This is a genomic window from Cryobacterium sp. BB307, assembly GCF_012274275.1.
GTDB lineage: Bacteria > Actinomycetota > Actinomycetes > Actinomycetales > Microbacteriaceae > Terrimesophilobacter.
In genome coordinates this window covers 444710-469520 of record NZ_JAANZA010000001.1, presented here as the reverse complement: position 1 = coordinate 469520, position 24811 = coordinate 444710, and the positions used below count along the sequence as shown (strand labels likewise).

Sequence of the window (24811 nt, the reverse complement as noted above, 5' to 3'; positions counted from 1 at the left end):
GAGCAACTGTGACTGTCGAAGCACTGACCAACGAACCGGCAAAGGCCACCGGGATCTACACGACCCAGCCGACGCGCACGCCCAAGCAGACGATGGACAGCGAAGTGTTCCTGTCGCTGCTGGTCACCCAGCTGCGCAATCAGGACCCCAGCTCGCCGATGGACAGCAACCAGATGATCACCCAGACCACCCAGCTGGCTTCGATGGAACAACTCACCCGGCTGTCGACGCTGGGCGAGGAGAACTTCTCGCTGCAGATGCGCATGGCCGCGGCGGCCCTCATCGGCCAGGAAGTCAGCTACGCCGGCGAGAACGGCCAGATCCGCTCCGGCATCGCCTCGGCGGTGTCGTTCGCGAACCAGATCCCCACCGTCACCATCGACGGTGCTGCAGTGAATCTCGACCTGATTTCCGGCGTCAACCGCGCCGCATCCTGACTCGACCACCAACGAAAGGCATAGAAATGCTCCGTTCGCTCTACTCCGGAATCTCCGGTCTCCGCTCCCACCAGACCATGCTCGACGTCACCGGCAACAACATCGCCAACGTCAACACCACCGCGTTCAAGGCGTCCGCAACCCAGTTCCAGGACACCCTCTCGCAGATGACGCAGGGCGCCGGCGCACCGCAGGCGCAGGTCGGCGGCACCAACCCCGCGCAGATCGGGCTCGGCGTGCAGGTCGCGGGCATCACCACGAACTTCGCCCAGGGCTCGGCGCAGGCGACGGGCCGCGCGACCGACATCATGATCTCCGGCGACGGCTTCTTCGTGACGAACCTCGGTGGCGAGACTCTCTACACGCGCTCAGGCTCGTTCGACTTCGACGCGCAGGGACGCCTGGTCGGACCGGGCGGCGCCATCGTGCAGGGCTGGACCGCGGTCGGTGGGGTCATCAACACCGGTGGCGCGGTCGGTGACATCAGCCTCCCGCTGCAGGCGGTCGCTCCCGCTATCGCAACGTCGGCCGCCACGGTCGGCGGCAACCTGCCGGGGGAGGCCGCCGTGGGCGATGTCCTCGTCAGGGACGTCGACGTCTTCGACGCCACCGGCGCTGCACGCACCCTGACCCTCACCTTCACCAACACCGGTGCCGGAACCTGGGATGTCGCCGCCGACGACGGGGTGGCGACCGGCACCGACGCGCTGACCTTCGTCGACGGTGTCCTGACGGCGGGCGGCTCGCTCACTGTCGGCGGCATCGCGGTCGACCTCACCAGCGCCACGGGGTACGCCGGCATGACCACCGTGTCGGTGACCGGACAGGACGGGCGCACCGCCGGCAGCCTCGATTCGTTCACGCTGGCCAAGGACGGCACGATCATCGGGTCGTTCAGCAACGGAGCATCCGAGGCGATCGGACGCATCGCGCTCGCGACCTTCACCAACCCGGCCGGCCTGGAGAAGGCGGGAGCCTCCGCCTACCGTGGCACGTTCAACTCCGGTGCAGCCGAGCTGGGCACCCCTGGCGCTGCCGGATTCGGCAGCCTCACGGGAGGGGCGCTCGAGATGTCGAACGTCGACCTCTCGCAGGAGTTCACCAACCTCATCGTCGCGCAGCGCGGCTTCCAGGCCAACGCGCGCATCATCACCACCTCCGATGAGGTGCTCCAGGAGCTCACGAACCTGAAGCGCTAGCCACAACCCTCGAGTTGCCCACTTTGGCCCCTGTTTCCGTGCGATTCAGGGGCCGAAGTGGGCAATTGGGCGTTACCGGGCGGATCGGGTGAGCGCTCGCGCCTAACGCATCGCCTTCAGCGGCCGACAGTTGCACGTGATGGCTCAGGATGAGCCTGGCGCATAACCCAGGGATGGATCAGATGATCGTTGTCACGCGACTGAACGACAGTCAATTCGCGATCAATCCTGACCTGATCGAGCGCATCCACGCCCACCCGGACACCACCCTGGTCATGGTCGACGGCGCCAAATACATCGTCACCGAGTCCATCGCCGAGGTCGTCGACCGGATCGCGGCCTACCGCGCTCGTGTCGTGTCGCTGGCGAACTCCATGTCGAGCGGGCGGACTCTGGATGCCGGCCGGCAGCTTGGCATCGTCGAACCGCCAGACGAGGGCGCGGCCGAGCTGCGTCGCCCGCGGAGGATCTGATGGATCCGGCAACCCTGATCGGCATCCTCGTCGCGTTCGGCGCCCTGTTCGCCATGATCACCATGGAGGGCGCGCACGTCACGGCGATCCTCCTGCCGGCGCCGATGATCCTCGTGCTGGTCGGTACGATCGCGGTCGGCGTCGCGGGCGGCACACTCCGGGACTTCATCACCGCGGTGAAGGCGATACCGCACGCGTTCCGCGGCAAGGTCGCCCGAGCTCACGAACTGATCGACAACCTGGTCGCGCTCGCCGAGACCGCGCGGCGCGAGGGGCTGCTCTCGCTGGAGAAAGAGGCCGACACCGTCGAGGACCCATTCCTACGCGGTGCGCTGCAGAACATCGCGGACGGCACCGACGGCGACGAGCTCCGGATCCTCCTCGAGGACGAGATCGAGACCCGCGCGAAGGCGGGCCGCACCGCCGCGAAGTTCTATTCGAGCCTCGGCGGGTACGCGCCGACCGTCGGCATCATCGGCACCGTGGTCTCGCTGACCCACGTGCTCGAAAACCTGTCCTCCCCGGACACGCTCGGCCCGATGATCGCCACCGCGTTCGTTGCGACCCTCTGGGGACTGCTGTCGGCCAACTTCATGTGGCTGCCGCTCGGTGCCCGGCTGCGCAGGCTCAGCGACCTCGAGGTCGAGCGGATGACCCTGCTGATGGAAGGCGTCCTCGCCGTCCAGTCGGGCAGCCAGCCCCGACTTCTCGGTGAGCGGCTGCGTGCCATGGTGCCAGCGAACGAGCTGCCTGCGGATGCGGCGTGAGCACGCGCTCGAGGCGTCGCCGCGGCGGGGAGTCCGAGGAGGAACCCGCCAACGACGAGCGCTGGATGGCCTCCTACATGGACATGGTCACCGTGCTCATGTGCATGTTCATCGTGCTGTTCGCGATGTCGGTGGTCGACCAGGAGAAGTTCGAGCAGCTGCGCACCTCGCTCGCCACCGGGTTCGGCTCGGTCCCCTCGGAGCTCGTAGACGACTCTGACGGCGTCATCGTCCCGCCGGAGAAGGTTCACGAGGACGGTGAGGGCTTCACCGTCGTGGCCAACAGCGACCGGGAGAAGCGCGCGCTCGAACTCGCGGTCCTCGAATCCGATCGCCTCGTCGCGCTGCGCGAGCAGCTGCGGGCAGCACTCGTCGCATCCGGGCTCGAGCACACCGTCGACTTCGAACTCGACGAGCGGGGACTGACGGTGCGGCTTGTCGGCTCCGAGACCTTCTTCGAATCCAACCGGACCGCGCTGAGCGGAGTCGCGGTGCGCGTTCTGGACAGCATCGGCCCCATCCTGGCCGCGAGCGACTACACGGTCTCGGTAGAGGGGCACGCCGACTACCGGCAGTCGGTGCACCCGTTCCCGACGAACTGGGAACTGTCGTCCGGCCGCGCGACCGGGGTGCTTCGGCACCTGGTCGAGCACGGAGGGATGCCGCCGGAGCGGATCGCATCCGTCGGATTCGGCTCGGCTCGTCCGCTCGCATCCGGCTCGTCCGACGAGAGCCTGGCTCTGAACCGGCGCGTGGACATCATGGTGCTCTCCGATGAGCCGGAAGCAGTGCGCGAGCTGATTCCCGCCACGCTGGACGGGGCGGCAGGCGGCGGCTAACGGCGGCGGGACGTCTGCCGATAGTGCTCGGTGTGACGGTCCAGGAACAACAGCGTGTCGACGTGCCCGCACGAGCGGGCAGAACGGCGGAGCTGTACGACTTCCGGCGACCGTCGACGCTTGCGCGTGAGCACGCGCGGGTGCTTGAGCTCGCATTCGAGACGTTTGCCCGGCAGTGGGGCACCCAGCTGACCGCCACCGTGCGCGCCATGTCTCAGGTGACCTGCGAGCAGGTGCTGATGCAGCCGTACGACGAGTACGCTGCGAGCCTCCCGTCGGCGACCGCCATGGTGCTGTGTGCCATGGAGGACAGCGCGGCCAAGGCGGTCATCCAGTTCCCGACCACTGCTGCGCTGGCCTGGGTGAACTCGATGCTCGGCGGTCACGGCAGGCCGGTGGCCGAGGAACGCAAGTTCACGCTCATCGAACAGGCGCTCGTCAAGCGGCTCATCGACGACGCGCTGGAAGACCTGCGCTACTCGCTCGGTCCGGTCCTTGCGCGGCCGATCGTATTCGACGCCTTCCAGTACAACTCGCAGTTCGCGCAAGCCGCCGCGACCACCGACCTGATGATCGTCGCGACCTTCGACATCCGGGTCGGAGAGACCACCACGACCGCGACCGTCGCCATTCCGGCCGCGCTGGTGCTCTCGCAGCTCGGCGACGCCAACCCCATCCGCACGGCGGAGGATGCCGCAGACCACCTGCACGCGCACGTCGCGATGGCGCCCGTCGATGTCAGCCTGCGCCTCACGCCGGTCATGGTGCGGCCCGCACGCATCCTGAACCTCGCCGTCGGTGACATCCTGCGGGTCCCACACCCACAGCATCGACCTCTCGAGCTCGCGGTGCAGGGCATGCCGATCGCCCGCGCCGCAGCCGGCTCCAACGCCTCCCGGCTGGCGTGTGTCGTCGTCGACGCGGACTTCTGAACCACGGCCACCGGGCACACACCACTCACTCGAGGAGATAGACAATGACCAACACGGCGACTGCCAACGTCACCGAAGCGGCGGCCGCGCTGGTGCTCCAGCTGCCGACCGCGCGTGTCCTCAGCGCCACCCGGCTTCCGTCGGGCGCAACGGTGGACCGGGAGCGCGCTGGCGCGATCGCCGCATCCTTCGTCGGCGCCGTGTCAGCCGATGTCGCCCTGATGCTGGGCGATTCCGAGCTGATCGCGGAGGCGGCCGGGACCGATTCCGCCATGGTGTCCGTTGCGGATGTGCTCCGGCCGGCCCTCGAGGCAGCTACCGCAGTCTTCGGCGCGGGGGTGCTCGGCGGAGTGAGCGCGGACGGTGACCTAGGCGTGTTCGACGACCCGGCCAGCGCGCTCTTCCAGTTGGCGACCGACACCGGCACTCCGGCCGGCTGGTTCGGCATCCGCGTTCGCGAGCCAGACCCGAGCCAGCCGACCATCGCGACCGAGGGGTCCGTCGCGGACAAGCTTGGCCGCATCAGCAACGTCGAAATGGCAATGACCGTCGAGATCGGGCGCACCCGGATGTCCGTGCGCGACGTGCTCAACCTCGAGCCGGGTGGCGTCGTCGAACTGGATCGCTCGGCCGGCGCGCCCGCCGACATCCTGCTCAACGGTCGGCTCATCGCGCACGGTGAGATCGTCGTCGTCGATCAGGACTATGCGGTTCGCATCACCGAGATCATCGACGTGAATGACGGGTTGAGCTGAGTGGACACCCTTCTCGTCGCGGGGCGGGTGCTCGTCTCGCTCGCGGTCGTGCTCGCCCTGCTCTGGTACTTGCAGCGCCGAATCGGCGGCAAGATGCGCACGGCGCGCACCACCCCTGACGCAGTGACCGTCGTCAGCCGGCAGACCATCACTCCCAAGGCATACGTCGTCGTGATCGAACTCGAGGGGCGACGACTGCTGCTTGGCGTCACCGAGCAGTCGGTCAATGTGCTGCACGCCGACGAACCGGTTGCCGCTCCCGCAGCGGACGACAGCTTCGAGCACGCGCTCGAGAACGCGGTGTGGTCGCCGGATGCCGCGCCCGTCCCCGCATTGCGTGCCGTCTCCCGCCGTCAGCTCGGCGGCAGGCACAAGCAGCCGACCGTGCTGGCCGGCTCCATCCTGTCGCCGACGACCTGGCGGCAGACGGTCGAGGCGCTGCGGCCGGTCCGGTGACCACCTCGTCGGCAGCGGCACCACGCGGCACGCGGCGGCGTCTTGCGCCAGCGGTCGCGGCTGCCGTCGTGCTCGCCGGTCTCGTGCTCCTCGATCCGGTCGCGGCCGGCGCGGTGACCGTCGACCCGGTGCCGCCGACCGATCCGACACCGCCGACCGATGGGTTCGGCGGCATCACCATCGACATCAACGGCCCCAACGGTGCGCCGTCGGCCTCGATCCTCACCCTCATCGGCATCACCCTGCTCTCGGTCGCGCCCGCGTTGCTGCTGATGATGACCTCATTCACGAAGATCTTCGTGGTGCTCGCGATGGCGAGGAACGCGCTGTCGCTGCCGTCCATCCCACCGAACCAGGTCATCGCAGGGCTCGCCCTGTTCCTGTCGCTGTTCATCATGAGCCCGGTGCTCACAGAAATGAACGACGTCGGGGTTCAGCCCTACCTGGCTGGGACCATGACGTTCGCGGAGGCCGTTGACGCGGCATCCGGGCCACTGCGCTCGTTCATGCTGTCGTTCACACGCGAAGAGGACCTTGCCCTGATGACCCGCGCGGCCGAGCTGCCGAACCCGGATGATCCGGCGTCGGTGCCGATGCTCACCCTCATCCCGGCGTTCCTGATCTCTGAGCTGCGCGCGGCGTTCATCATCGGATTCGTCGTGTTCGTGCCCTTCCTGGTGATCGACCTCGTCGTAGCCTCGGCGCTCATGGCGATGGGCATGATGATGCTCCCGCCGGTGATGATCTCGCTGCCGTTCAAGATCCTGCTGTTCGTGCTCGTCGACGGGTGGGGCCTCATTATCACGTCGCTGATCAGCAGCTACAACGGCGGTGGCTGATGGATTCCAATGCCGTTCTCGACATCGGGGTGCAGGGGCTGCTGGTCGCGGCCAAGCTGGGCGCGCCGCTGCTGGTCACCGCGCTCGTCGTCGGCTTCGCCATCTCGCTGCTGCAGTCGATCACCCAGGTGCAGGAGGTGACGCTGTCGTTCGTGCCCAAAGTGGTCGCCGTCGGCCTGGCGTTGCTGATCAGCGGGCACTGGATGATCTCGGAGATGGTGGCCTTCACGAACGGCCTGTTCGACTCGATCCCGTCGCTCATCGGGAGCGGTTGACATGCAGCTCGCGATCAACCCCGCCTGGATGGAAGCGGTCATGCTGGCCGCGGTGCGGATGACCACCTTCCTCGTCATCGCCCCACCGTTCTCGTCCCGCGCGTTCCCGGCCCGCATCAAGGCGATGCTGGCGATCGGGCTCGCCCTCGCGGTGTCGCCTGCGGTCACCGCCGGCTACACCTCGCTGGACACCGCCGGCTTCCTGGCCGCGCTGGCGCTCGAACTGCTCATGGGCGCGCTGCTCGGATTCCTCGTGATGATCGTCTTCTCGGCCGTGCAGTCGGCCGGCAGCCTGATCGACCTGTTCGGCGGGTTCCAGCTCGCTCAGGGCTTCGACCCGCAGTCGATGGTCAACGGCGCGCAGTTCGCGCGGCTGTTCAACATGGCCGCGGTGGTGCTCATCTTCAGCACCGGGGCGTACCAGCTGATCATCGGCGGGCTGACCCGGAGCTTCCGTGCCCTGCCGATCGGGGGTGCGATCGATCTCGGCCGTCCGGTCGAGGCGATGACGACCGGGATCACCGAGCTGTTCCTGTCATCGGTGCAGATCGCCGGGCCGCTCATCGTCATCCTGTTCCTCGCCGACGTGGGGCTTGGCCTGCTCACGCGTGTCGCGCCAGCGCTTAACGCGTTCGCGCTCGGCTTCCCGCTCAAGATCCTGCTCACACTGACCTTCGCCGTGACCGTGTTCGTGGCGCTGCCGCAGATCATCGAGTCGCTGACCGGCGACGCGCTGAAGCTGCTGACAGGGGTGAACTAGATGTCGGATACCTCGGAAGAGCGCACAGAGCAGGCCACCGACAAGCGGATGAAGGAGGTGCGGTCCAAGGGCCAGCTCTCCAAGTCGCAGGACCTCACCGCATGGCTCGGCATCGGCGCCGCCGCGGTGCTGCTGCCGATGGCGCTCGCAAACGGCGCGTCGGCCGGCACCGACCAGCTGTTCCGGCTCGGCGCGGTCGCCGCGTCGCCGGAGCCGTCGGTCGCGGTTCAGTCGCTGTGGCACGGGATGTCATCGGTGCTGTCCACGATCGGCCCGCTGCTCGCGGTGGTCGCCATCGCGGTGCTCATCGGTGCCGCGTTGCAGGGCGGCATCCACTTCCGGAAGTTCAAGGGCAAGTTCGAGCAGTTCAACCTCGTCAGCGGACTCAAGCGCACCTTCGGCATGCAGGCACTGTGGAATGGTGCCAAGGCGGTGCTGAAGACCGCGGTCGTCGGCCTGGTGCTGTACCTCGTCGTGCAGTCTTTGATGCCTGTGCTCATGGGCGCCGGTTCGCAGTCGGTCAGTGCACTGCTGGATGCCGCCGGGCAGGGCGCGGCGACGCTCGTGCAGTTCGCGGTCATCGCCGGGTTGGCGCTCGCCGTCGCGGATGTCTGGGTCGTCATCCGGAGAAACCGGAAGCGCACCCGGATGACCAAGAAAGAGGTACGCGACGAGAACAAGTCGCAGGACGGCGACCCGCTCATCAAGGCCCAGCGCCGCTCACGGCAGCTGTTGCTCAGCCGCAACCGGATGATGGCCGCCATCGCCGACGCCGACGTCGTCCTGGTCAACCCCGTGCACTTCGCCGTCGCGTTGCGCTACGAGCCTGGAAAGTCGGCTCCCCGCGTCGTCGCCAAGGGGGCTGGGGCGATCGCCGCCCGTATCCGCGAGGAAGCCGAGAGCAAGCGCGTGCCGATGGTCAAGGACATTCCCCTTGCGCGAGCACTGCACGCGTCGTGCGAGCTCGGCCAGGAGATCCCGGTCGAGCTCTACGACGCGGTCGCGCGGGTGCTCGCATTCGTGATGGCACTGAATTCTCGTGGCACGCGGGGCGTGCACATCCTTCCCCAGCCGGTGTTGTCGGCATGAGTTCTGGAGGTATCTGGTGAAAAGCGCCTTTGCGATGCTCGGCGTGCCGGTGGGCGTTGTCGGCATCATCCTGCTGCTGGTTGTGCCGGTGCCTGCGTTCCTGCTTGACGTGCTGATCATCGTGAACATCCTGTTCGCGCTCGTCATCCTGCTCACGAGCATGTTCGTCAAGAAGCCGCTGGACTTCTCGGTGTTCCCGTCGCTGCTGCTGGTCGCGACCCTGTTCCGGCTCGGCATCAACGTCGCATCCACCCGGCTTGTGCTCGGTGACGCCTACGCCGGCCAGGTCATCGAGGCGTTCGGCCACGTTGCCGTCGGCGGGTCGCTGATCATCGGTGCCGTGGTGTTCCTCATCCTGGTGGTCATCCAGTTCGTGGTCGTGACCAAGGGTGCGGAGCGGGTCGCCGAGGTCGGTGCGCGGTTCACGCTCGACGCGATGCCGGGCAAGCAGATGGCGATCGACGCCGACCTGAACGCCGGGCTGATCACCGACGCCGAGGCCAGGGAGCGCCGCGCCGCGGTGGCCGCTGAGGCCGACTTCTACGGCGCGATGGACGGCGCCTCCAAGTTCGTGAAGGGCGACGCCATCGCCGGTCTGGTGATCATCATCATCAACTCGATCGGCGGCGTCGCGATCGGCCTGGTGCAGCGGGGCATGGACTTCGGCGACGCGCTGAACACCTACACGCTGTTGACCATCGGCGACGGCCTGGTCACGCAGATTCCCGCGCTGTTGATGGCGGTGTCCACCGGCATGATCGTGACCCGGTCCAACGTCGAGGCCGACATGGGGTCCACCGCGACGTCGCAGCTGACCCAGTCGCGGATGGCGTTGATGATCACCGGATGCGCGTCCATCGTGATGGCGCTGATCCCCGGCATGCCGATGATCCCGTTCGTCATCATCGGCGCCGCGCTGATCCTGGTGTCGCAGCGCCTCAAGGCGTCGGCCGCCAGGGAGCAGGCGAAGGCCGCCGAGGTCGAGGCGGTCACTCCGGAGGCGGAGACCACCGAAGACCTGATCGAGCAGATGCGGGTGCACGCGCTGGAGATCCAGCTGGCACCGGATCTCATCGACCTGGTCACGGGGGCATCCGACGACCTGCTCGCCCGTGTGCGCGCGCTGCGCCGCAAGATCGCCTTCGAGCTGGGCATTGTCGTGCCGCCCGTGCGCACGCGGGACAGCATCGACCTGCCGTCCGGGACGTACGCCATCCGGATCGCCGGGGTCGAGGCGGGCCGCGGCTCTGCCCCGCGGGGCAAGGTTCTCGCGCTCGGCGACGAGCTCTCCAGCCTGCCCGGACCGTCCACCACCGAGCCGGTGTTCGGACTGAACGGAAAGTGGGTCTCCAGCGAGCTGCGGCACAGTGCCGAGCTCAGCGGCGCCACGGTGATCGACCGGGTGTCGGTGCTCGTCACCCACTTGTCGTCGTTGATCACCCAGAACGCCGCCCGGCTGCTCACCAGGGAGGACGTGCGCGTGCTCACCGAGGGCGTGAAGCAGGTGAACCCGTCGGCGGTGGACGAACTGGTGCCGTCATTGCTGACCCTGGCGGAGGTGCAGCGTGTCCTGCAGGGGCTCCTGGTCGAGCAGGTTCCGATCAACGACCTGCCGCGCATCTACGAGGCCCTCGCATTGCGCGCCAAGGTCTCCGGTGACCCGGAGGGGCTGATCGAGACGGCGCGGATGGCGCTTGGGCCGACCATCGCCGCCCGCCATCTCGATGGTGGGCTGTTGCGTGTCATCATGATCGACCCGCTGCTCGAGCAGACGATGCTGGAGCAGCTGCGCCCCAGCGAGAACGGAAGCCAGATCGTGCTCGACGCGAAGACGATCGAAGCGGTGCTCGGCTCGGTGCGGGAGTCGCTCGAGGTTGTTCAGGCGAGAGGCAACGGCGCGATCCTGGTGTGTGCGCCCGCCCTGCGTCCCGCCATCCGGCGCCTGGTGTCGCCGCAGCACGGCGGGCTGCCTGTGCTCTCGTATCAGGAGGTCACCGCGGTGAACGCTGAGATCGAGACGGTGGGGGTGATCCGCAGTGCCTCGGCGATTGCAGCTTGAAAGCCCCAGCCTCGGCGAGCTGAATTCGCGCGTCATGGCCAGCTACGGCCCGCGGGCCACCATCGTCGCCGTCGACGAGGTCACCGTCGGCGGCATCGGCGGGTTCTTCGCCACCCGGCGGTTCGTGGCGACCGTTGAGGTGCCGGACCGGCCGCTTGACACCCGGCCGATCGACTCGCACGAGCTGGACCTGCCCGCGCGGGTCGGCATTGCGGCGCTGCTGGACGATGCGGATGCGGCCGAGGTGCACGTGAACGGGACGGAGTCGCGGGCGAGCCTGTCGACGTCGTCGCGCGAGTTCGCCGACATCCTCGGCGAACTGGCCTCGGTGACGGATATCCCGGCCGCCGCCCCCGCCGTCGCGGTGCCGAGCACGCCCCTGCCGCTCGGGAACGCGGGGGACCTGGTCATCGTGGCCGGCCTCGACGGCGACGCCCTCCCTGTTACCCGGATGATGGGGAGGAGCGCAGCCATCTCGGTAGCCGGTGGGCTGGTGATCCCGGATGCCAAACGGGTCGAGGACAGGCAGGCCGCGATCGCCGCGAGGGCGACCGGTGTGCGGGCGGGCCGACCGGTTTTCATAGCGGTCGGGCTGGGGCACGCCGCGGCATCGGTGCGTGAGCATGCGGGCATGCTCGAAGCGTTGCGCGCCGATCAGGTGTGGGCGGTCGTCGACGCCGGTAAGAAGCCCGCCGACACCGCGGCCTGGGTGCGTGAACTCGACGCCGTGGTGCGGGTTGACGCGATCGCGGCGATGCGTCGCCGTTCGACCGACACCCCGGAAACGGTGGAGTCGCTGAACCTGCCGGTGAGTTGGGCGTTCGACGCTTGGATAGGCTGACAACGTGCTGGTGTTGACGAGGAGAACGGGCGAGCGGCTGCTCGTCGGCGATGACATCGTCATCACCATCCTCGAGACCAGGTCGGATGGCGTCCGGATCGGCATCGACGCCCCGCGCGGGGTTCGCATCCAGCGCGAGGAGATTGTTCGCGCCGTGACCGAGGCGAACGTCGAAGCAGCGCAGGGCGCACCGGATGCCGAGGATCGCATCCGTGCCGCGCTCGGCCTGCCGGAGGCGCCGACCAGCTGATTCGCTGTTCCGAGCCGCGTGGTAGTGGTGCTCGGTGGTCGAATGTGTCACTGTTCCGTGGTGACGAAACGTGATCCGGTCGCGCGGCGACCGCTCGGTGCCTCGTACTGGAAGCTGTGGAGCTCCTCCGGGCTCTCCAACCTGGCTGACGGCGTGTTCAGCGTCGCCCTGCCGCTTGTCGCGATCACCTACACGCAATCACCGATTCTGATCGCGGGCGTGTCGCTCGCGCTGCGGCTGCCCTGGTTGATCTTCGCGCTCCAGGCCGGCGCGCTCGCCGACCGAATGGACCGGCGGACCCTCATGGTCGTCGCCAACACCACGCGCGCGCTTGCGCTGGTCACGCTCGCCGTCGCCGCGTTGATGGGTCTCGGGTCGATCTTGCTGATCTACGTCGTCGGGCTGGCCATCGGGTTCGCCGAGACGATCTACGACACATCGGCGCAGTCGATCATGCCGCAGATCGTCGGCCGCGATCAACTGTCGCGGGCGAACGGTCGCCTGTACGCAGTCGAGCTGACCGCCAACCAGTTCGTCGGGCCGCCGCTCGGCGGGTTCCTGGTCGCCGCCGGCGCGGCGATCGCGTTCACCGTGCCCGCGGGAATGTGGCTTGCTGCGGTCGGGGTGCTGCTGCTCATCCGGGGCAGCTTCAAGGTGCAGCGCGAGGGCGAGAAGACCACCATTCGCGCGGACATCGCCGAGGGTTTGCGCTTCCTGCTCGGGCACCGCATCCTGCGCACGCTCGCGATCATGACCGGCATCTTCAACCTGGCCTCCAGCGCCTCGTTCGCGGTGTTCGTGCTGTACGCGGTTGGACCCGAATCAGCGATGGGCCTGAACGAGCCGGCCTTCGGTGTCTTGCTGACCGCGAGCGCGATCGGCAGCCTGCTCGGCTCGCTGGTCGCCGAGCGGATCGAGGACTGGGTCGGCAGGTCGCGCTCGCTCATGATCGGGACTGTCGGTGGCGCAATCATGCTCGGTGTCCCGGCGTTCACCACCGACGTCTGGCTCATCGGCATCGGGTTCTTCCTCGGCGGGGTCACGGTCGTGCTGTGGAACGTCGTCGTCGTGTCGCTGCGGCAGCGCATCACGCCGGACCGTCTGCTCGGCCGGGTGAACAGCGGCTACCGGCTGATCGCGTGGGGCACAATGCCGCTCGGTGCGGCGCTCGGCGGGCTGGTCGGCGAATGGCTCGGTCTGACCTGGGTGTTCGGGCTCTCGGCGGTGCTGTCGCTGTCGCTGCTGGCGTTCATGTACATCCTGACCGACCGCGCGATGGATGCCGCGGAGCAGGACGCCGTGCCGTAAGCGGCGCGAGCCCCGCCCCGCCCCGCCGAGACTGCAAAAACCTGCGCTCTCAGCCTCGAGAACGCCCATTTGCGCAGTCTCGCGGGGTGATTGTCGTCGGAGATCACGCGAACTAGCGTGGAGGGATGCTGAGGGTCGGCTCGATTGTGGTGCGGGTCACGGACCTGCCGCGTCAGGAGGCGTTCTGGACCGCCGCGCTCGACTATGAGCCGCGCGAGCCGACGCGGGACGACGATTTCATCGTGCTGCGGCCGCGGGATGGTGTCGGACCGAACGTGTCACTCGACGCCCATCCGACGGGGTTGCCGATTCCACCGCGCATCCACCTGGACCTGTACACCGAGCATCAGGCCGAGGAGATCGCGCGGCTCGAGTCGCTGGGCGCCACGCGCGTGCACTGGGACAAACGCCCGGATGACGCCGACTACGAGATCATGGCCGACCCGGAGGGCAACCGCTTCTGCGTGGTCGACGTCACCCGCTGAAACCACGGATGCGGCGTTGGTTGCGGATCGCGAAACTGACAACCACAACGCCGATGACCAGCGGCACGAACGACACGCCGAGCAGCATCCACAGCGGGATCGGCGAACCGGTTGAACCCCACAGCGAGCCGACGATCATGAACAGACCAAGCGCCAGGAAGGGCACGGCGACCACGTAGAGCGCGATCGTGGCGGCACGGGAGGGCACGCGTGTCTCGCTCATGTCGAGACACTATCGCGTTACCGCCCACCGCTGGTTGAGGGATCGCGAAGCGATCGTCTAAACCAGCTTCAGCGCCGGCCTAGGAGCCGACGATGCTCTTGTGCGACTTTCCGGCCAGGTGCGGGCCGGCCATCACCGGCTCGTACTTCGGCTCCTCGCCCGTGGCGATGCACTCCACGATGGTCGAGTAGTTGGCGTTGTGGAAGAAGGGCATGCTCTGGCGACGTTGAGACTTCGAGGAGCCGGCATCCGGGTTCACCACGCGGTGCAGGGTGGACGTCCAGCGGTCGTTGGTCCACCGGGCCATCAGGTCGCCGATGTTGATGACGTAGGCGCCCGCGGTCGGCGGAACGTCCACCCAGGCATCCGACTTGTCGTCGCGCACCTGTAGGCCGCCCTTGCCGAGCTCCTGGCGCAGGATGGTCAGCGTGCCGTAGTCGGTGTGGGCGCCGGCGCGCTGCTGGCCCTCCTCTGGAGGAGTGGTCTGCTCGGGGTAGTTGATGGCGCGCAGTGCGCTCGGGCTGGCGTCGATCTTGTCCGCGAAGAAGTCGGCCGGCAGGTCGAGGCCGAGCGCGAAGATCGACATCAGGCGGTTCGACAGGTCCGTCATCGCGGCGAAGTAGGCATCCCAGGCCTCGCGCATCTCCGGCAGCGCGGTAGGCCACACGTTGGGCGAGAACAGGCTGGCCTCGGTCTCGTCGGCGAGGGTGCGGCTGGTGGCACCCGGGCCCATGTTGAAGCTCTCCTTCAGGTCGCCGGGGGCCATCGCGTCGAGCGAATTGGCGAGCGACTCCGACAGCATCGGGAAGTACCCATAGAGCCCGCCAGCCGGTCGCTCCACCTCGAGCTTGCGATCGAGGGGCAGGTCGAAGAAGGTGCGCGTGATCTCCCAGCAACGGTCGGTGACAGCATCCGGCACGCCGTGATCGACGATCTGGAAGAAACCGACCTCACGCAGCGTCTGGTCGATTTCGTGGCCGACGACGGCCGGGTCGCGGTCGATGCTGATTGTGGGGATCTCGATGGGGTGGCTCATATCGCCAATCTAGCCGAGCCGTGGGGTGCGGATGCGGGGTGCGAACGTAGACTGCGCGCGTGAGCTTCGACACCGTGGCCGCAGACGCCTACGACCGTTTCATGGGCCGCTACTCGCGGCTGCTCTCCCCGCAGCTCGCCGACTTCGCCGGAGTGGCAGCTGGCCAGCGTGCGTTGGATGTCGGATGCGGCACCGGTGCGCTGACGGCTGAGTTGTCCGCCCGCCTCGGCGAGGATGCGGTTGCAGCGATCGATCCGGCCCCCCGGTTCGTTGAGGCAACTCAGCAGCGGCATCCGGGTGCCAAGGTTGTCCAGGCGAGAGCTGAGGACTTGCCGTTCGGTGACGACGCATTCGACGTAGCGCTCGCCCAGCTCGTGGTGCATTTCATGCGGGATCCGGTGGTCGGGCTGTCGGAGATGCGTCGCGTGACACGAAACGGCGGTGTCGTCGCGGCGTGCGTGTGGGATTTCACTGGCGGTCGCTCACCGCTGAGCCTGTTTTGGAGGGTCGCGGGGGAGTTTGATCCGGGACTTTTCGATGAGTCCAAACGCGCCGGGACCAGCGAAGGCGATCTGGAGAGACTTTTCGGCGCGGCAGGCTTCGCTGACATTGTCGGCTCGGCGCTCGAGGTCAGCATGGAGCACGCCGGCTTCGACGAGTGGTGGCAGCCGTACACGGCCGGGGTCGGGCCGGCGGGGGAGTACCTTGCGCGGGCTGATGCTGATCGTCGGGATCACATCCGCGAGCGCTGTCGCGCCGAACTGCCGGATGGTCCGTTCACGGTGACCGCGGTGGCGTGGGCCGCGCGCGGCACTGTGCCCGCCTAGTGCTCGCGAGCGCCGCCCGATTGTGCGAGCGCACGGGATAGTGCGCACGCGCTCGAACATTTCGGGCGCACTCGGCCAAGGGCGCCGGAGCAAGCTGCGCTGTGCTGCGGACCGGCCTCAACCGGGGCAGGAAGGCTGCCCCGGTTGAGGCTAATCGAGGTCGGTCAGCCGTTGGCGGTCAGGAGGCGCGTGCCGAGAGTCGCGGTCGCGGGGGTGACGACGTCCGAGAGCACTATCACCGCCTTGTTATTGGTGCGGTCCAGGGCGAAATAGGAGCTGTACCCGCCCGTCTCACCCGTGTGCCAGGTGATCGTTTGGTCGTCTGTCGACGGTGAGATCAACCAGAAGACACCCATGTCCATGTCGGTCCCGATTGTGATGGTTGGGTCAAGGGCCGCCATGCCCGGTGCTGTTCCGTCCAGGAGAGCTGTGGCCAGTCGGGCCAGGTCTTCGGTGGTGGAGACAATGGCACCGGATGGTGCGTACGCGTTGATCACCCACGGGTGCACGATGAGCCCTGACTGCGATCTTCCACCCGGGACGAGCGCCTCGTCGTCTTGGATGGCGGTGTCGTTCATTTTGAGGGGCTCGAACAGTCGCGTGCGCATGAGCTCGGAGTAGCTCATGCCGGTCGCTGCGGCGACGGCCTGCCCCGCGGTCGCCGCGCCCAGGTTCGAGTATGCCCATGAGCCGCGGCCGAACAAGTATTGCTCTCGGATCTCCTCTGTCATTTCCTCAGCGGTGGTGGTGAGGAAGTTGAGGCCCAGCGGGGCGCTCCAAGCGGCTCGGTGCTCGGTCGACGATCCGAAGTCGGCATATCCGGCGGTATGAGTTACGAGCTCGGCGAGGGTGACTTCGCCGGCGGGCGATCCGATGAGCTCCGGAAGGTAGCGGGAAACAGGCGCATCCAGCTCGACCTCTCCACGGGCCACGGCATCGGCGATGACGAGGCCGGTCATCGCCTTGGTCAGCGACCCGGCCTCCATGCGCGTTGTCTCGACAGCTCCAAAGCCTGCCAAACGCACCGGTTGTGGCGCGTCCAAATCGATCTGGGCGACCGCGATGTTCTCGAAGCCATTCAAGGCGCCCACCAGTTGCTCGGCCTTGAGCTGGTCGAGGAGCACCGGGTCGCCGGTGCCTGATGTGGACAGGGTTGGGGCGAGTAGTGCGGAGGAGACGCCGACGATCAGCGTGGAGACCACGACCGTCACGATGAGCCGACGCGAGATGAGGTACACGCCGGCGAGTGCGACGGCCATCAACGGTGCGGGCCAGATGTCGGCGTACCCGCCTGAGCTGAGCGAAAGCTGGAGCACGGCGATCGGAAGCACGAGCATGACGAGTGCGATCAGCAGCTTCCCGGGCCACCGGCGGGCGAAGGATTCGGTGTCCCGCATCCACACGAGGCTCAGTGGCCGGCGACGCAACGCCGCGCGGACCCTGGATCTCCGGGTTTTGCTTTCCGGCGCAGGCTGTTGGGGCGTCGCACCTGGCTTCGATCCCTGAGGGTCCTCCGCACCCTCGAACGTGAGCTCGTGGTCCAGCGTGCGAGCCGACGGAAAAGGATCATCGGTATTGGTGGGATGCAGCATGTGCTCGGCGGCAGGATGCGGGCTGGTCACTTGTGTTCTATCCATTCTCGATATGAAACTGCGTAATTATCAAGCTATGGCGGTGGGGCAAACGGCAACAATCTGGCTAACCCCCTGACAACCGGGGGTTAACCCTCGGATTCGGGCGAGGGCTCGGCCGTCTCGGCTTCAGGGACTTAGCCGGGTTCTCAGACAGGTTGAGACATACGCGCGATCAAGGATCCCCGGGGTTAGTGGGCCGGATGAATGATCAGATTTTCATTCAGAGGGATCCAGCCCGTGGGGATTTCTTGTGCGCTAGGGGCTGAGGCAAGGTAGGTAGCCTTGCCGCTGGAGGCGTGGTCACGCATGCGGCGAGGCTCACCAACTGTAGGAATCACGTTTAGTTTCGTGAGCGCAGAAAAGTTTTCGTAAGCAGCAGCGCGCCCTGAAGCTCCGTAGTGAGGAGCTCATGGTCCGCGTTGCGACTCCCTGACCCTCTCCGAACACGGAACTGCTGTCCGTCTCCGAGCGAGGCGACAGGAGTGCTCGAGCTTACTAGCGCCGCTGGTCGCAGATTCCCCGTCTCGTGCCACACTTCGCCTCTTACGGCCGAGGGGAAGCGGCGGGACGATGAGGGCGACCGTCGTGGACACCTCGGACGGCTGCGGAGGCGAGTAACCCCACCGCCGGCAAGGTATTTAGGCTCAGTCCCGGCTGGAGAATGGTCGCAACGGCGAGACCGAGGGCGGCGCCGATCCCTATGATCCATGAGAGCCGCCTGGTCAGCACGAGAGTGACCAGCCCAGCTGCAACGCTGAGGGTGCTGACGGCGGCAGCCGGCCCGACCGCGTGTGCCCAATACTCTGTTCCTGTCATCGGAGCGTACTCATCCTGAACAAGCTCGCTGGATCCGTACCAGGTCCATCCGAGAATCCACGCGGTCGAAATCGCGGCAAGTAGAACAAGAAGCACGCGCGCCGTTCGATTCCGCTCGACGAGCAGCGCGACGAGGGAGCCAGCCAGAACCACAAGGAACCACATCACTCCGAGAACGACGGCTACACCGACATATCCGATGCCGTCGCTGCAATGCCAGCTATCCGCACCCTCAGAACCAGGTGGACCCATGCTGCATCTGATGTGCAACTGGTCTCGTGTGAGCGAAATGGCCGACCAGCCGAACAGGAATGCGAGGAGCCCGCTGCCGAGCACCCAAAGCGCAGCAGCAAGACGGTGACGGGACCGCGCAGCGTTGTCTACTCGATGCGTGTCCGTCCTCATGTCATCCATTTATATGAGCGACCCTAGCAATGGGGTGCTCTCGGCGGAGTATCTCACGACCGGGCGTTACCTGGAGTGCGATCGACGATTCTTCGATCACTCACTCGGCGCGACCGCGAAAACATTCTTGCGTTCACGAAAACTAACCTTGGGCGCGCGAAAAGTAACTTTGCGTCCGACAACAGAGCGAGAACAGCAGTCGTCACTTTGTGGAGCGGATGACGGGAATCGAACCCGCGCTATCAGCTTGGGAAGCTGAAGTTCTGCCATTAAACTACATCCGCACACCGGGCCATTCGGCGTCGGTTCACCCATGTTAGCGCGCCCCGCCTCCGCGTCTACATCCGGATGCGCGCCTCGATAGGCTGTCCACCATGCTGCTGAGCGACCGCGATATCCTGGCCGAACTCGACGCCGGGCGGGTGCGCCTCGACCCGTTTGAGCCGGCCATGGTTCAGCCCTCGAGCGTCGACGTGCGCATCGACCGCTACTTCCGCCTGTTCGACAACCACAAGTACCCCTACATCGACCCCGCCGAAGACCAGCCCGAGCTCACCCGCCTCCTCGAGGTCGACGCCACCCGGCCGTTCATCCTTCACCCCGGCGAGTTCGTGCTCGCCTCCACCTTCGAGGCCGTCACCCTCCCCGACGACATCGCGGCGCGCCTCGAAGGCAAGAGCTCGCTCGGCCGCCTCGGCCTGCTCACGCACTCCACCGCCGGCTTCATCGACCCCGGCTTCAGCGGCCACGTCACCCTAGAACTGAGCAACGTCGCGACGCTGCCGATCAAGCTGTGGCCGGGCATGAAGATCGGCCAGCTGTGCTTCTTCCGCCTGAGCTCGCCCGCCGAGCACCCGTACGGTTCCGAGAAGTACGGTTCCCGCTACCTGGGCCAGCGCGGCCCCACCGCCTCCCGCTCGCACAAGAACTTCCACCGCACCGACGTCTCGGTGACGAGTGCTGGCAGCACCGGCGGCTGACCCTCAGCGCTCCAACTGCTGCAACTGCAGCACCAGCCACGGGCTGAACGCGAACGGTGCGGCGTCGACCGCGCGGCGCAGCGCATCCGGCTCCACCCAGCGCCACTCCGCCACCTCGTCCGGGTTCGGCTCAAGCGTGTCGGTGACGACGGCCCGGAACACCGGGCACACCTCGTTCTCGACGATCCCGGATGCGTCGGTCGCCCGGTAGCGGAAGTCCGGCAGCAGTGGTTGAAGTTCGCCAACATTGACGCCCAGTTCGTGCACGGCCCGGCCGCGCACGGCATCCTCCAGCGGCTCGTCGGGCAGCGGATGCCCGCAGAACGCGTTCGTCCACACTCCCGGCCAGGTCGCCTTGGACAGGGCACGCCGCGTCACCAGCACTAGCCCAGTCGGGTCGAACAGGTGGCACGAGAAGGCCAGGTGCAGCGCGGTGTCCCGCGTGTGCACGGTCGCCTTCGGCGCGGTACCGACCGGGGTGCCGTCCTCGGCGAGCAGCACAACCTCTTCAGCGACCACGGTCATCCGATCATGAAAACGCATGACCCGGTGAACGAGCCGTGACTCACTCGCTCCAGCCCAGGTTCCGGGCGAGCCGCTCGAGCACGTCGATGGTCGCCGAGTACTCTTCCTCGGACACGTCCTTGGTCACCGCCGCCCGGTTGTCGTTCACGACCTCGGACAGCCGAGCGAATGCCGTCATGCCACGCTCGGTCAGGTCGTAGCGGTCGTCGTTGAGCACGACCCACTCGCTCTCGATCAGTTCGCCGAGATGGTCGGCGGATGACTCGCCGCCGGCGGTGTCGAGGAACGGCTCGAGGGCAGCGTCCAGCTGGGTGGCCGTCGCAGGGTTGTGCGAGAGCGCATTCAGTAGTTGCCACTGTCGCCGCGTGATTCCGTGCTCCTCGAGCGTCGTCGCGAACTGCTCGTCGATGAGCCGGTCGACGAGCTTCAACCAGAATCCGATCGGCCGCTGATCCGCCATGGCTCGACCCTAAGCGCGCTTCGAGCCGCTGGCAATCATGCGACGCGCATCAGCTGGCCGGAACCGGGTCCTTACCCACTTTCACGAACAGCATGAGCACGAACCCGACCGCGACCACGATCATGATTCCGAGGATGCCCCAGTGCGTCGCGGCGAACACGCCGGTGAACAGCGCCCACAACCCGGGTGCCATGAAGCTCGCCGCCCGACCGGTCGTGGCATAGAGACCGAAGATCTCACCCTCGTGCCCAGGGGGCGACAGGCGCGCCAGGAGTGCGCGGCTCGACGCCTGCGCCGGCCCGACGAAGAGGCACAGGATGAGACCGGCGACCCAGAACACGGTGCTGCCTGCATCGTGCAGGAAGAACACCGCCAGGCCGGTGACGAGCAAGCCGCCGAGCGCGAACAGGATGACCGCGCGAGCGCCGAAGCGATCGTCGAAGCGGCCGGAGATGATGGTCGAGACCCCGGCAACCAGGTTCGCGACGATGCCGAAGATCATGACCTCGTTGTTGGAGAACCCGAACACCTTTGCGGCGATGATCGCACCGAACGCGAACACGCCGGCGAGGCCGTCCCGGTAGATCGCGGCGGCGATCAGGAACCAGAACGTCGATCGGCTCATCCGGAACAACCGGACGATGTCGTGCCAGAGCACGACGTAGCTGCGGAAAAAGCTGACCTGCGGTCGGCCAGGCGTCGGAGCGACCTCGGGCACGTTGAGCAGCAGCGGGATGGTGAACAGGATCGCCCAGACGGCGCTGCCCAGCGCGATCATCCGGTACGCCATGCCGTTGCTGGTGTCCATGCCGAACCAGTTGAGCTGGGTGATCACGACCACGATCACGAGCGCGACGATGCCACCGAGGTAGCCGAAGCCCCAGCCGAGGCCGCTCACCCTGCCGACCGTCTTGCGCGTCGACACCTGGGACAGCATCGCGTTGTAGTTGACTCCCGCGATCTCGCTGAAGACGCTCGCGGCGGAGATGAGCGAGATGCCGAACAGGAAGTACGCCGGCGAGGCCTCGACGAAGAACAGCAGCGCCATGCAGATGATGAGGATGGCCGTGTTGACCAGAAGCCACTTCTTCCGACTGCCGGAGGCGTCACCGCGCTGTCCCATGACCGGCGCGATCAGCATGATCAGCAGGCCGCCGATGAACAGGGCGAATCCGAATTGGCTGTCGAGCTGTGCTGCTGCGGCGACGTAATCCGGATGCTGCGGCCCGAGCGCGCGGATCGCCGGATCCATGAAGTCATCGCCGACCAGGTACAGCGCCACGAAGACGAAGGTGAGGATCACCGAGTTGAACGGCTGGGTCGCCCAGTCCCACAGCGCCCAGGAGAAGACCTGCTTGCGCGGAACGACCCTGCCTTCCTGCAGGTCCAGTCCGGCGACCGCTACGGCCCCGGTGTTGGCCACCACGGGAACCTTCTTGGCGGTCGAGGGGGTGGTGGTGACTTCGTTGTCGGGAACCTTCTCGCTCATGCGACTCAGGCTAGTGGCGACCGGTAAACAATCGGTATTCCACGATCGGGGGGAATGGACCCGAACTTGACAGCGTTACTATCAAGGACGAAACTTGAGTTCGACAGACTCAAGTCTCAAAGAGATTTACACCGTGAGGAGAACAGAGCACATGGCTCGAGCAGTAGGAATTGACCTCGGAACGACGAACTCGGTTGTTTCGGTTCTCGAGGGTGGCGAGCCGACGGTGATCGCCAATGCGGAGGGTTTCCGCACCACCCCGTCGGTTGTGGCATTCACGAAGGACGGAGAGGTGCTCGTTGGGGAGACCGCCAAGCGGCAGGCCGTGACCAACGTCGACCGCACCATCGCATCCGTCAAGCGCCACATGGGCACTGACTGGAACCACGACATCGACGCCAAGCGGTACACGCCGCAAGAGATCTCGGCGCGCATCCTGCAGAAGCTGAAGCGCGACGCCGAGCAGTACCTGGGCGAGACCGTGACGGATGCCGTCATCACCGTTCCCGCGTACTTCAACGACGCCGAGCGCCAGGCAACCAAGGAGGCGGGCGAGATCGCCGGCCTCAACGTGCTTCGCATCATCAACGAGCCGACCGCGGCCGCACTGGCCTACGGCCTCGACCGCGGCAAGGAAGACGAGCTCATCCTGGTCTTCGACCTCGGTGGTGGAACGTTCGACGTGTCCCTGCTCGAGGTTGGCAAGGACGATGACTTCTCCACCATCCAGGTGCGCGCGACCGCCGGTGACAACCGGCTCGGTGGCGACGACTGGGACCAGCGCATCGTCGAACACCTGATCAAGCGCTTCAAGGAGACCACCGGCGTCGACGTGACGGGTGACAAGATCGCCCGCCAGCGCCTCAAGGAGGCCGCGGAGCAGGCGAAGAAGGAGCTCAGCTCCTCAACGAGCACCAGCATCCAGCTGCCGTACCTGTCTCTCACCGAGAACGGCCCGGCCAACCTCGACGAGACCCTGACCCGCGCGCAGTTCGAGAACATGACGTCCGACCTGCTCGACCGCACCAAGAAGCCGTTCGAGGATGTCATCCGCGAAGCCGGCATCAAGGTGTCCGACATCGCGCACGTCGTGCTGGTCGGTGGTTCGACCCGCATGCCGTCGGTCAGCGACCTCGTGAAGAAGGAGACCGGGCAGGAGCCCAACAAGGGCGTGAACCCGGATGAGGTCGTCGCCGTTGGCGCCGCCATCCAGGCCGGTGTGCTGATGGGCGAGCGCAAGGACGTCCTGCTCATAGACGTCACCCCCCTGAGCCTCGGTATCGAGACCAAGGGCGGAATCATGACCAAGCTCATCGAGCGCAACACCGCGATTCCGACCAAGCGCAGCGAGACCTTCACCACGGCGGACGACAACCAGCCATCCGTCGCCATCCAGGTCTTCCAGGGCGAGCGCGAGTTCACTCGCGACAACAAGCCGCTCGGCACGTTCGAGCTGACCGGTATCGCCCCCGCCCCGCGCGGCGTCCCGCAGATCGAGGTCACCTTCGACCTCGACGCGAACGGCATCGTGCACGTGTCCGCCAAGGACAAGGGCACCGGCAAGGAGCAGTCGATGACCATCACCGGCGGCTCGTCGCTGCCGCGCGAAGACATCGACCGGATGGTCCGCGAGGCCGAGGAGCACGCGGCAGAGGACAAGGCCCGTCGTGAAACGGCAGAGATGCGCAACAGCTCCGAGCAGCTGGCGTTCTCGACCGACAAGCTGCTCAAGGACAACGCCGACAAGCTGCCGGAAGACGTGAAGACCGAGATCCAGGCGGATGTCGACGCGCTCAACTCGGCGCTCGCGGGCGAGGACGACGACGCGGTGCGTGCCGCGTTCGACAAGCTCAACGCGAGCCAAAGCAAGATCGGCGAGGCGCTGTACCAGCAGTCGGAGACCGCGAACGCGAACCCGACCGATGAGGGCGCACCGTCTGAGCCGACGAGCGGAACCGACGACGAGGACATCGTCGACGCTGAGGTTGTCGACGACGAGCCAGAAGGCGGCCGGAAGTAACAATGGCTGACAAGGGCAAGGACAAGGACAAAGAGCCGAAGGACGAGCCGGTCATCCGCGACAAGCGGCGGGTCGACCCCGAGACCGGTGACCTGCGCGAGCCGGAGGCGAAGGCGGACGAGCAGGCAGAGCAGGCATCCGCGGAACTGTCCGAGGGTGAGAAGTTGACGGACGAGGACCTCGCTCGGCTGCTGGAGGAACCAGTGGCAGAGCGCGAGCCCGAGTCCGACCTGCTGAACGACCTCAAACGGGTGCAGGCCGAGTACGCCAACTACCGCAAGCGCGTCGAGCGCGACCGGGCGGTGGCCCGCGAGCGAGCGATAGCCGACGTCATCAGCGGCATCCTGCCGCTGTTGGACGATCTCGATCTTGCCGACAAACACGGCGACCTCGAGGGCAGTCCGCTCGAGCTCATCGCGCAGAAGCTCAAGGTGGCGTTTGAGAAGTACGGGCTGGAGCGCGTCGGGGAGGTCGGCGAGCCGTTCGACCCGAACATCCACGAAGCGATAGCGCAGCTGCCGTCCGCGGATGCGACGGTGGAGACGGTGGCGGATGTCGTGCTGCCCGGCTATCGCATCGGCGAGCGTCTGCTTCGGCCCGCCAAGGTAGCGGTCACAGTTCCGGCAGGCTGA

The 24811-nt window shown here is 66.7% G+C and carries 27 protein-coding genes and 1 tRNA gene; 21 read left to right on the top strand and 7 right to left on the bottom strand.

Annotated features, from left to right (window positions below; genetic code table 11):
* Window positions 1-8: 8 nt before the first annotated feature.
* The 17 genes from HGK58_RS02275 to HGK58_RS02195 all read left to right on the top strand — a co-directional run bounded on the left by HGK58_RS02275 (window position 9) and on the right by HGK58_RS02195 (window position 13764).
* Window positions 9-437 carry a flagellar hook capping FlgD N-terminal domain-containing protein gene (locus HGK58_RS02275; protein WP_168625918.1) on the top strand — a complete coding sequence of 143 codons (429 nt, stop codon included), beginning with the start codon at window positions 9-11 and terminating at the stop codon, window positions 435-437.
* A 26-nt stretch (window positions 438-463) separates the two neighbouring features.
* Window positions 464-1636, top strand: a complete 1173-nt coding sequence (locus tag HGK58_RS02270) for a flagellar hook protein FlgE (protein ID WP_168625917.1) — start codon at window positions 464-466, stop codon at window positions 1634-1636.
* A gap of 182 nt (window positions 1637-1818) precedes the next feature.
* Complete coding sequence (locus tag HGK58_RS02265; RefSeq protein ID WP_168625916.1) at window positions 1819-2109, top strand: flagellar FlbD family protein; 291 nt, start codon at window positions 1819-1821, stop codon at window positions 2107-2109.
* Entirely contained in the window at window positions 2109-2876 is a 768-nt protein-coding gene (locus HGK58_RS02260) for a MotA/TolQ/ExbB proton channel family protein (protein WP_168625915.1), read from the top strand. The genes HGK58_RS02265 and HGK58_RS02260 overlap by 1 nt, the downstream gene beginning before the upstream one ends.
* Complete coding sequence (locus tag HGK58_RS02255) at window positions 2873-3715, top strand: flagellar motor protein MotB (RefSeq protein WP_349236104.1); 843 nt, start codon at window positions 2873-2875, stop codon at window positions 3713-3715. Before HGK58_RS02260 ends, HGK58_RS02255 begins: the two co-directional genes overlap by 4 nt.
* A 32-nt stretch (window positions 3716-3747) precedes the next feature.
* Entirely contained in the window at window positions 3748-4647 is a 900-nt protein-coding gene (locus HGK58_RS02250; RefSeq protein WP_349236103.1) for a flagellar motor switch protein FliM, read from the top strand.
* Between the two features lie 44 nt (window positions 4648-4691).
* A complete protein-coding gene (gene fliN / locus HGK58_RS02245; protein ID WP_168625913.1) occupies window positions 4692-5402 on the top strand; it encodes a flagellar motor switch protein FliN in 711 nt (236 codons plus the stop codon).
* Entirely contained in the window at window positions 5403-5858 is a 456-nt protein-coding gene (locus HGK58_RS02240) for a flagellar biosynthetic protein FliO (protein ID WP_168625912.1), read from the top strand.
* 83 nt (window positions 5859-5941) lie between these two features.
* Window positions 5942-6697: a flagellar type III secretion system pore protein FliP gene (fliP, locus tag HGK58_RS02235; protein WP_349236159.1), complete on the top strand. Its 756-nt coding sequence runs from the start codon at window positions 5942-5944 to the stop codon at window positions 6695-6697.
* On the top strand, window positions 6697-6972 hold the full coding sequence (gene fliQ, locus HGK58_RS02230; protein ID WP_168625911.1) for a flagellar biosynthesis protein FliQ: 276 nt from the start codon (window positions 6697-6699) through the stop codon (window positions 6970-6972). Before fliP ends, fliQ begins: the two co-directional genes overlap by 1 nt.
* 1 nt (window position 6973) lies before the next feature.
* Window positions 6974-7732: a flagellar biosynthetic protein FliR gene (locus tag HGK58_RS02225; protein ID WP_168625910.1), complete on the top strand. Its 759-nt coding sequence runs from the start codon at window positions 6974-6976 to the stop codon at window positions 7730-7732.
* Window positions 7733-8821 carry an EscU/YscU/HrcU family type III secretion system export apparatus switch protein gene (locus HGK58_RS02220; protein ID WP_168625909.1) on the top strand — a complete coding sequence of 363 codons (1089 nt, stop codon included), beginning with the start codon at window positions 7733-7735 and terminating at the stop codon, window positions 8819-8821.
* Window positions 8822-8855: 34 nt separating this feature from the next.
* Window positions 8856-10880: a flagellar biosynthesis protein FlhA gene (locus HGK58_RS02215; RefSeq protein WP_168626846.1), complete on the top strand. Its 2025-nt coding sequence runs from the start codon at window positions 8856-8858 to the stop codon at window positions 10878-10880.
* On the top strand, window positions 10870-11721 hold the full coding sequence (locus HGK58_RS02210; RefSeq protein ID WP_168625908.1) for a hypothetical protein: 852 nt from the start codon (window positions 10870-10872) through the stop codon (window positions 11719-11721). Before HGK58_RS02215 ends, HGK58_RS02210 begins: the two co-directional genes overlap by 11 nt.
* A gap of 4 nt (window positions 11722-11725) precedes the next feature.
* A complete protein-coding gene (locus HGK58_RS02205; protein ID WP_168625907.1) occupies window positions 11726-11971 on the top strand; it encodes a carbon storage regulator in 246 nt (81 codons plus the stop codon).
* A 60-nt stretch (window positions 11972-12031) separates the two neighbouring features.
* Entirely contained in the window at window positions 12032-13279 is a 1248-nt protein-coding gene (locus tag HGK58_RS02200) for an MFS transporter (protein WP_349236102.1), read from the top strand.
* A gap of 125 nt (window positions 13280-13404) precedes the next feature.
* A complete protein-coding gene (locus HGK58_RS02195; RefSeq protein ID WP_168625905.1) occupies window positions 13405-13764 on the top strand; it encodes a VOC family protein in 360 nt (119 codons plus the stop codon).
* Here HGK58_RS02195 and HGK58_RS02190 read toward each other — a convergent pair.
* Together HGK58_RS02190 and HGK58_RS02185 are read right to left on the bottom strand one after the other, a co-directional pair.
* The gene (locus HGK58_RS02190) at window positions 13754-13987 is read right to left on the bottom strand and encodes a hypothetical protein (protein WP_168625904.1); all 234 of its coding nucleotides are present in this window, start codon (window positions 13985-13987) and stop codon (window positions 13754-13756) included. The genes HGK58_RS02195 and HGK58_RS02190 overlap by 11 nt on opposite strands.
* Window positions 13988-14066: 79 nt before the next feature.
* Window positions 14067-15023 (bottom strand): isopenicillin N synthase family oxygenase, encoded by a 957-nt coding sequence (locus tag HGK58_RS02185; RefSeq protein WP_168625903.1) that lies wholly within the window; start codon window positions 15021-15023, stop codon window positions 14067-14069.
* A gap of 59 nt (window positions 15024-15082) precedes the next feature.
* Between HGK58_RS02185 and HGK58_RS02180 the strand changes: the two genes are divergently transcribed.
* Entirely contained in the window at window positions 15083-15850 is a 768-nt protein-coding gene (locus tag HGK58_RS02180) for a class I SAM-dependent methyltransferase (RefSeq protein ID WP_168625902.1), read from the top strand.
* A 164-nt stretch (window positions 15851-16014) separates the two neighbouring features.
* Here HGK58_RS02180 and HGK58_RS02175 read toward each other — a convergent pair whose 3' ends face one another.
* Window positions 16015-17247, bottom strand: coding sequence for a serine hydrolase domain-containing protein (locus HGK58_RS02175; protein ID WP_168625901.1), 1233 nt, complete (start codon window positions 17245-17247; stop codon window positions 16015-16017).
* 1668 nt (window positions 17248-18915) lie between these two features.
* Window positions 18916-18989 (bottom strand) — tRNA-Gly (locus HGK58_RS02170).
* A 90-nt stretch (window positions 18990-19079) separates the two neighbouring features.
* On the opposite strand from HGK58_RS02170, the gene dcd reads away from it, so the two are divergent.
* Window positions 19080-19685: a dCTP deaminase gene (dcd, locus tag HGK58_RS02165; RefSeq protein WP_168625900.1), complete on the top strand. Its 606-nt coding sequence runs from the start codon at window positions 19080-19082 to the stop codon at window positions 19683-19685.
* A 3-nt stretch (window positions 19686-19688) separates the two neighbouring features.
* On the opposite strand, the gene idi is transcribed toward dcd, so the two are convergent.
* From idi to HGK58_RS02150, 3 genes are read right to left on the bottom strand one after another with little or no spacing between them, the layout of a single operon-like run.
* Window positions 19689-20210: an isopentenyl-diphosphate Delta-isomerase gene (gene idi, locus HGK58_RS02160; protein WP_168625899.1), complete on the bottom strand. Its 522-nt coding sequence runs from the start codon at window positions 20208-20210 to the stop codon at window positions 19689-19691.
* Between the two features lie 40 nt (window positions 20211-20250).
* The gene (locus HGK58_RS02155) at window positions 20251-20670 is read right to left on the bottom strand and encodes a MarR family transcriptional regulator (protein WP_168625898.1); all 420 of its coding nucleotides are present in this window, start codon (window positions 20668-20670) and stop codon (window positions 20251-20253) included.
* Window positions 20671-20719: 49 nt separating this feature from the next.
* Window positions 20720-22159, bottom strand: coding sequence for an MFS transporter (locus tag HGK58_RS02150; protein WP_168625897.1), 1440 nt, complete (start codon window positions 22157-22159; stop codon window positions 20720-20722).
* A 151-nt stretch (window positions 22160-22310) separates the two neighbouring features.
* Here HGK58_RS02150 and dnaK point away from each other — a divergent pair, with 151 nt between their 5' ends.
* Window positions 22311-24179 (top strand): molecular chaperone DnaK, encoded by a 1869-nt coding sequence (gene dnaK / locus HGK58_RS02145; RefSeq protein ID WP_168625896.1) that lies wholly within the window; start codon window positions 22311-22313, stop codon window positions 24177-24179.
* Between the two features lie 2 nt (window positions 24180-24181).
* Window positions 24182-24811, top strand: coding sequence for a nucleotide exchange factor GrpE (locus HGK58_RS02140; protein ID WP_168625895.1), 630 nt, complete (start codon window positions 24182-24184; stop codon window positions 24809-24811).

Excerpts from the sequence above, each read along its gene's own strand:
- HGK58_RS02270 (WP_168625917.1), top strand. The coding sequence starts at position 464 with ATGCTCCGTTCGCTCTACTCCGGAATCTCCGGTCTCCGCTCCCACCAG.
- HGK58_RS02265 (WP_168625916.1), top strand. The coding sequence starts at position 1,819 with ATGATCGTTGTCACGCGACTGAACGACAGTCAATTCGCGATCAATCCT.
- HGK58_RS02260 (WP_168625915.1), top strand. The coding sequence starts at position 2,109 with ATGGATCCGGCAACCCTGATCGGCATCCTCGTCGCGTTCGGCGCCCTG.
- fliN (WP_168625913.1), top strand. The coding sequence starts at position 4,692 with ATGACCAACACGGCGACTGCCAACGTCACCGAAGCGGCGGCCGCGCTG.
- fliQ (WP_168625911.1), top strand. The coding sequence starts at position 6,697 with ATGGATTCCAATGCCGTTCTCGACATCGGGGTGCAGGGGCTGCTGGTC.
- HGK58_RS02225 (WP_168625910.1), top strand. The coding sequence starts at position 6,974 with ATGCAGCTCGCGATCAACCCCGCCTGGATGGAAGCGGTCATGCTGGCC.
- HGK58_RS02220 (WP_168625909.1), top strand. The coding sequence starts at position 7,733 with ATGTCGGATACCTCGGAAGAGCGCACAGAGCAGGCCACCGACAAGCGG.
- HGK58_RS02215 (WP_168626846.1), top strand. The coding sequence starts at position 8,856 with ATGCTCGGCGTGCCGGTGGGCGTTGTCGGCATCATCCTGCTGCTGGTT.
- HGK58_RS02195 (WP_168625905.1), top strand. The coding sequence starts at position 13,405 with ATGCTGAGGGTCGGCTCGATTGTGGTGCGGGTCACGGACCTGCCGCGT.
- HGK58_RS02190 (WP_168625904.1), bottom strand. The coding sequence starts at position 13,987 with ATGAGCGAGACACGCGTGCCCTCCCGTGCCGCCACGATCGCGCTCTAC.
- HGK58_RS02185 (WP_168625903.1), bottom strand. The coding sequence starts at position 15,023 with ATGAGCCACCCCATCGAGATCCCCACAATCAGCATCGACCGCGACCCG.
- HGK58_RS02175 (WP_168625901.1), bottom strand. The coding sequence starts at position 17,247 with ATGCGGGACACCGAATCCTTCGCCCGCCGGTGGCCCGGGAAGCTGCTG.
- dcd (WP_168625900.1), top strand. The coding sequence starts at position 19,080 with ATGCTGCTGAGCGACCGCGATATCCTGGCCGAACTCGACGCCGGGCGG.
- idi (WP_168625899.1), bottom strand. The coding sequence starts at position 20,210 with ATGACCGTGGTCGCTGAAGAGGTTGTGCTGCTCGCCGAGGACGGCACC.
- HGK58_RS02155 (WP_168625898.1), bottom strand. The coding sequence starts at position 20,670 with ATGGCGGATCAGCGGCCGATCGGATTCTGGTTGAAGCTCGTCGACCGG.
- HGK58_RS02150 (WP_168625897.1), bottom strand. The coding sequence starts at position 22,159 with ATGAGCGAGAAGGTTCCCGACAACGAAGTCACCACCACCCCCTCGACC.
- dnaK (WP_168625896.1), top strand. The coding sequence starts at position 22,311 with ATGGCTCGAGCAGTAGGAATTGACCTCGGAACGACGAACTCGGTTGTT.
- HGK58_RS02140 (WP_168625895.1), top strand. The coding sequence starts at position 24,182 with ATGGCTGACAAGGGCAAGGACAAGGACAAAGAGCCGAAGGACGAGCCG.